Raw genomic sequence first — 5,332 nt, 5'->3', positions numbered from 1 at the left:
GTTGCCGGACCCGGGCCCGGATCCGGCGACGGCGAGCGGCGCAGGGCCGGACGCCGGGTCCGCCGCCGGCCACGGCGCCGCTCCCGTGACCGGGGCCGGGCCCGCGGCGGACACCGCGCTCGCCGCCGCTTCCGGTGCCGTGTCCGGCGCCGTGTCCGCGGCCGCTCCCGCGGCCGAGGCCGGTGCCCCGTCCGGCGCCGTGTCCGCGGCTGCGTCCGGCGCCGTCCCGGCAGCCCTCACCGCCGCACAGCTCGGAGCGGCGGCCACGCTCTGGCAGGCCGCCGCCGAGGCACTCGCCGCCGGCGTCACGGCCGGCGGCGCGGTGGTCCAGGCCGAACTGCTGCGGGCCGCCCACACCGCCCGCCTCGCCGGGCTGCCCCGGGCCGAGGCCGCAGCCCTGCGCGTCGTACGGGGTCTGCGCGCCGCCCGGCAGCGCAGCGGCACCCACCGGCTCGCCGACCTCACGGGGGCCTTCCGCGAACTCCTGCACACCGCCGGACTGCTGGCCTCCGGCGCGGCCGGCACGGGCGGCCCGGCGCTCACCGGCACCGTACGCCGCGCCTACCAGCCCGGCGGCAGCCTGCGCGTGTACGGCCTGTGCCGGGAACCGGTCCTCTCGGCCACCGGATACGGGGGAGTGGTCACCCACCTGATCACCGCGGACGGAGCCCGCCACACGGTCTCCGACGTCCGCCCCGGCGGCCTGTCCCGCGCCCGCGGCGCCGGCTCCGCCTCCGTCGCGCTCGGCGGAGCCGCCCTCGACCACGCGGGCCTCGCGCGCGGCGGGCTCCGCATCGCCGGGGCGACCGTCTCCGCAGACGGCCGTCTCGGCGCCGGGCGCGGGGTCCAGGCGACCCCGCTGCGCGGCGTACCGTGGACCGCGGAACCCGCCGCCGCGCTCTTCGCCCGCCCGGCGGCCGAGGCCGTGGCCGGCCAACTCGCCCACCGGGACGGCGACCCCGACGGCGCCGAGCCCGACCTGCTCGGCTGCGAGGTCACGGTCGTCGGCCCGGCCGGCGAGGACCTCCTGGTCCGCGAGGCACGAGCGGACGCGCCCCTGCTGCGGCTGCGCGCCGCCCACCCCCACCCCGAACTGCCCCACACGGCCAACCTGCGCCGCATCGCCGCCCATCCGGGTCTCGTGCTCCGCGTCCTGGGCCGCCCCGATCTCGACCGCGCCGCCACCCTGCGCCCCCTCGCCGTCGGACCGGCCCCCGGCGCGGAGTACACCCTGCGCCTGCCCGAGGAATGGCTGGGCCGCGCGGACCTCGGCTACGACGTGCTCCAGGGCAGCCACTTCCCGCCCCGGACCGAGGCAGCCCCGGCCGCCGAGCCGGCCGCCGCCTCAGCGCCGGACCCGCTGGCCGACTCGCCCCTGTGGCGGGTGCGCCGACTGCTCGAAACCGGGGTCGCGGGCGGCCGCCGCGCCGTGGCCGAAGCGGCGCGCACCACCGAGCCGCTCACCTCGTACGCACCGCTGCGCCGGGCCGGCTTCACCGCCGCGGCGCAGCTGGCCACGGCCCTCGCCGCCGAGGCGGACCGCCGCCCGCGCGACTCCTTCGGCCGGCTGACGGACCCTTCGCCCGACGCCTACGCCTGGGCCTGGCTCGCCGCGTCCACCCACCTGGCCGCGGCGGAACGCTCCCTGGTGGCCGCGTCCTGGACCTGACACGGCATATTCGTTTGCGGCCGGTCAGCCGGGTCGGATAGGAAACCTGCATGCTTAAAGGCGGCAAGGTCGGGCTCAGGGCCCGGCACGAGGAAGACCTTCCGATCCTGCGGACCGAGCTCTTCAACGACGTGGTCAACGCCTCGCGGGCCGAAGGCGGGCCGTGGCGGCCCGTCTCGCCCGACTCGAAGGACCCGCGGCTCGTGGTGGACGAGAGCGAGCAGAAGCACGTCACGTTCTCCGTGGTGGAACTGGAGGGCGGCACGCTGGTCGGCACCGCGAACCTGTGGGGCATCGACAACCACAACCGGTCCGCGCACATCGGGCTGGGGCTGCTGCCGTCCGCCCGCGGCAAGGGCTACGGCACCGACGTGGTCGCGGTGCTCACCCACTACGGCTTCGTCGTGCGCGGACTGCAACGGCTGCAGATCGAGACGCTGTCGGACAACGACGCCATGCTGCGCTCCGCCGAGCGCAACGGCTTCGTCCGCGAGGGCGTGCTGCGCTCCTCGGCCTGGGTGATGGGCGAGTTCCTCGACGAGGTGCTGCTCGGCCTCCTCGCCCGGGACTGGAAGCCGGCCGGGTCCTAGCCGCCGGGTCGGGCCGCCCGGCCGGACGCGCGGCGGTCAGGGCCCGCTCAGCCAGGCGGCCAGTGCCGCGAAGTCCGCGGAGACGAGGCCGAAGCGGGGGTCCACGCGGTGGAGCAGCGCCCGGCCCGGGTGGTGCGCGGCCACCCAGCTCCGGTCGGCGGCGGTGATCTCGTCGTCGACCCAGAGGAACGGCCGGCCCGCGGCGTGGTCGACGAGGGCGCGGGTCTTCCAGTGGATCCGCTCCGGCCCCTCGTCCTCGGACGGCTCCGGCCAGGCCATCACCGGCAGCTCGGGCAGGCCGATCCGCGGCGCCACCCACGCGTTCGCGTCGTCCATCCAGGTCGTGGCCCACACCAGTGCGCACGGCAGGGCCAGGAGGCGGGGGCCCAGGGCCGGATCGAGCCTGGCGAGCAGCGGGTTCGCGTCGGGCCGCGCCCCGTACGTCGGGTAGCCGTCCGGCAGTTCGTCGGACGAGGCCCCGAACGGGATGAGCGGACCGTCGACGTCGAGGTACAGGAGGGGGAGCGGGGAGAGGTCGTGTCGTGCCGAGCGGGTCATGGCGGCACCGTAGCCGCCGTCCTCCCCGGTGTGGAACCGCGGGGGCCGTGATCCCCTCTCCATGGGCGAGGGGGGACGACCATGACGAGGACAGCGGTGGCCGTGGCGGGAAGAGCGGCGGTGGCGGGGCTCCTGTGCGCCGTGCTCGCGGCGTGTGGCACGCGCCATGCCGGGGAGGCCGCCGCGCCGCCCGCGCCGGTGCAGGAGACCTGCGGGCTCGACCGGACGACGGGCGGCGGCACGGGCCTGCCGGACCCGCCGACGGAAGAGCAGGGCGGCGGTCATGCCGGCCCGCCGACCGATCAGGAGACGGGCGGTTATGCCGGGCCGCCGACGGATCAGGAGACCGGCGGCTATGCCGGGCCTCCCACCGATCAGGAGACGGGCGGTTATGCCGGGCCGCCGACGGATCAGGAGACGGGCAGCTATGCCGGGCCTCCCACCGATCAGGAGACCGGCGGTCATGCCGGGCCTCCCACCGATCAGGAGACCGGGGCTCCGAATCCGCCGACCGACGGGGACATCACCAATGGGGCGGGTCCCTGCGGGGGCGCCGGATGGTTCGACATGACCCGGGACTTCAACGCCTACTACGCCCTGCACCGGGACGGCTCGGACCGCCTGCTGCCCGAGCAGCCCGTCCAGGAGGCCCGGGTCCGCAAGGGGCGGGACGCCGGCGAGGCGCTGCTGACCTTCACGACCCGCTCCGTCGGCAAGGGCCTCGGGGAGGACGCCCGCCGGGTGGCTCAGATGTTCGTGTCATGGCGGCAGCAGGTGTACGGCGACCGGGGCACGGTGTCGGTCCGGACCCCGGAGGGCGGCGTGGTGGCGACGGCGCCCTGGTGACGAGCCATCAGGCTCCTGGCAGGGAGTCTTGCGCGTCCCAGAACGCGCAGTGGTGCTCCGCGGGCCCGTCCACCACGTGCGTCCCGTCCGCCCCGGGCGCGAAGGAGAGCACGGAACCGGCGGAGCCGAACGCCGGCCACGCGGCGGGGAGGCTGCCGGTACGGGCGAACTCCGTCCAGTAGCCGGTCATCCGGTCCGACAGGGCGCGCTGCGGCGCGGTGAGGGCCGCGTCCATGGTGAACAGGTAGGGCAGTTCGAAGCCGTGCGAGGCCCCGTACGGGAAGCCCGCCACCTCCGGCAGGCCGGTGAAGTTCGGCGCGTCCCGGTCGCTGAACCGGTAGGCGTGCACCGGCACGTACCGGGCCAGAGCCCGGCCGTCCCGCAGCGCCGGGCAGATGAACGAGGTGTCGGACAGCGCGGCGGCCCAGGCCAGTGCCGGCGTCGGGTACGCCGCCACCGGGTACCGGGAGAGGACGCCCGGGACGGCCGCCGCGCCGAACGACCGCTCCACCCGGGCCCGGTACGCGGCCTCGTCCGGCACGGGGGACGCGGCCAGGCCCTGCGCCAGGAAGATCCGCATCTCGTCCCGGTTGACGCCCTCGATCACCGGCACCCGGTGGAACCGGCCGCCCTCCAGGGCCCGCCGGGGTTCCTCGGGCAGCAGCCGGTTCCCGTAGGAGACGAGCGAGAACCGCTGCATCAGCTCCGGGGTCGCGAGCGTCGCCGCGTCCTTCCCGCGCAGACAGTCCAGTACGGCGCCCGGCTCCGGCCGGTCGCAGCCGAGCCCGGCCGCCGCCGCGACCCCGTCCGCGACGGTGCGCTGCTCGGACACGAAGGGCTCGTACCGGCCCATCGCGGGCAGCAGCGAGCGGGGCGGCATGGTGGTCGAGCAGGATCCGCTCTGCAGGACCGCCCGCCGGAACAGTCCGCCCGAGGCCGGTGAGACCAGGTGCGCGCAGACGCTCAGACCGCCCGCCGACTCGCCGAACAGGGTCACGTCGGACGGGTCGCCGCCGAAACGCGCGGCGTTGGACCGCACCCAGCGCAGGGCCGCCTGCTGGTCGGCGACGGCGAAACCGGGGGCTCCGCCGAGGGCCGGATGCCCGAACAGGCCGAAGATCCCGAGCCGGTAGTTGACGGTGACGACGACGGCGCCGCCCCGGACGGCCAGCCGCTGCGGCCGGTACAGGTCACCGGCCCCGTTGGCGAAGCCGCCGCCGTGGAACCAGACCATGACGGGCCGCCCCGTGCCGCTGCCGGCCGGTGCGGTGACGTTGAGGTACAGGCAGTCCTCGGAGCCGCCGGGGCCGCCGGGCCCGATCGGCGGCAGCTGGACGCAGCGCGCCCCCGGAGCCCCGGCGTCGCGGACGGCCGTCCAGCGCGCGGCGGGCCGCGGAAGCCGCCAGCGCAGCGGTCCGGTCGGCGGCGCGGCGTACGGGATGCCCTCGAACGTGCGGTACGTGCCGTGCGCCGTGCCGCGTACCGGACCCCGGTCGGTCTCCACCACGGGCCGGTCCGCGGCGGGCGCGTCCGCCGCCGCGGCGGACGCCGGCCCGGCGGCTCCGGCGAGCCGGACCAGGGCGCACCACAGGGCGGCCGGCCGTCGTGCGCAGCGGAGACGGGACACGGTCGGGCCGCCTTTCCTCGCTCGTCTCGTACCCCCCGGGGT

5 protein-coding genes are annotated in these 5,332 nt (G+C 77.0%); 3 read left to right on the top strand and 2 right to left on the bottom strand.

The genetic code is table 11. From position 1 onward, the window contains the following. Both ACFXA3_RS34480 and ACFXA3_RS34475 read left to right on the top strand, forming a co-directional pair. Positions 1 to 1,669 (top strand): hypothetical protein (locus tag ACFXA3_RS34480; protein WP_385193536.1); only part of this gene is annotated, 1,669 nt, incomplete at its 5' end. 50 nt (positions 1,670 to 1,719) lie between these two features. Beyond that, positions 1,720 to 2,259, top strand: coding sequence for a GNAT family N-acetyltransferase (locus tag ACFXA3_RS34475; RefSeq protein ID WP_385193533.1), 540 nt, complete (start codon positions 1,720 to 1,722; stop codon positions 2,257 to 2,259). A 36-nt stretch (positions 2,260 to 2,295) separates the two neighbouring features. On the opposite strand, the gene ACFXA3_RS34470 is transcribed toward ACFXA3_RS34475, so the two are convergent. Then, the gene (locus tag ACFXA3_RS34470; RefSeq protein ID WP_385193530.1) at positions 2,296 to 2,817 is read right to left on the bottom strand and encodes a hypothetical protein; all 522 of its coding nucleotides are present in this window, start codon (positions 2,815 to 2,817) and stop codon (positions 2,296 to 2,298) included. A gap of 81 nt (positions 2,818 to 2,898) precedes the next feature. Here ACFXA3_RS34470 and ACFXA3_RS34465 point away from each other — a divergent pair, with 81 nt between their 5' ends. Continuing rightward, positions 2,899 to 3,663: a hypothetical protein gene (locus ACFXA3_RS34465; RefSeq protein WP_385193527.1), complete on the top strand. Its 765-nt coding sequence runs from the start codon at positions 2,899 to 2,901 to the stop codon at positions 3,661 to 3,663. Positions 3,664 to 3,670: 7 nt separating this feature from the next. Here the strand turns inward: ACFXA3_RS34465 and ACFXA3_RS34460 are convergent, their stop codons facing one another. Continuing rightward, the gene (locus ACFXA3_RS34460) at positions 3,671 to 5,290 is read right to left on the bottom strand and encodes a carboxylesterase/lipase family protein (protein ID WP_385193524.1); all 1,620 of its coding nucleotides are present in this window, start codon (positions 5,288 to 5,290) and stop codon (positions 3,671 to 3,673) included. Between the last annotated feature and the right edge of the window lie 42 nt (positions 5,291 to 5,332).

The organism is Streptomyces sp. NPDC059456 (assembly GCF_042750055.1).
In the GTDB taxonomy this organism is placed as follows: domain Bacteria; phylum Actinomycetota; class Actinomycetes; order Streptomycetales; family Streptomycetaceae; genus Streptomyces.
Note: the sequence above shows the minus strand (reverse complement) of the source record. Positions and strands in the feature narration are given on the sequence as shown.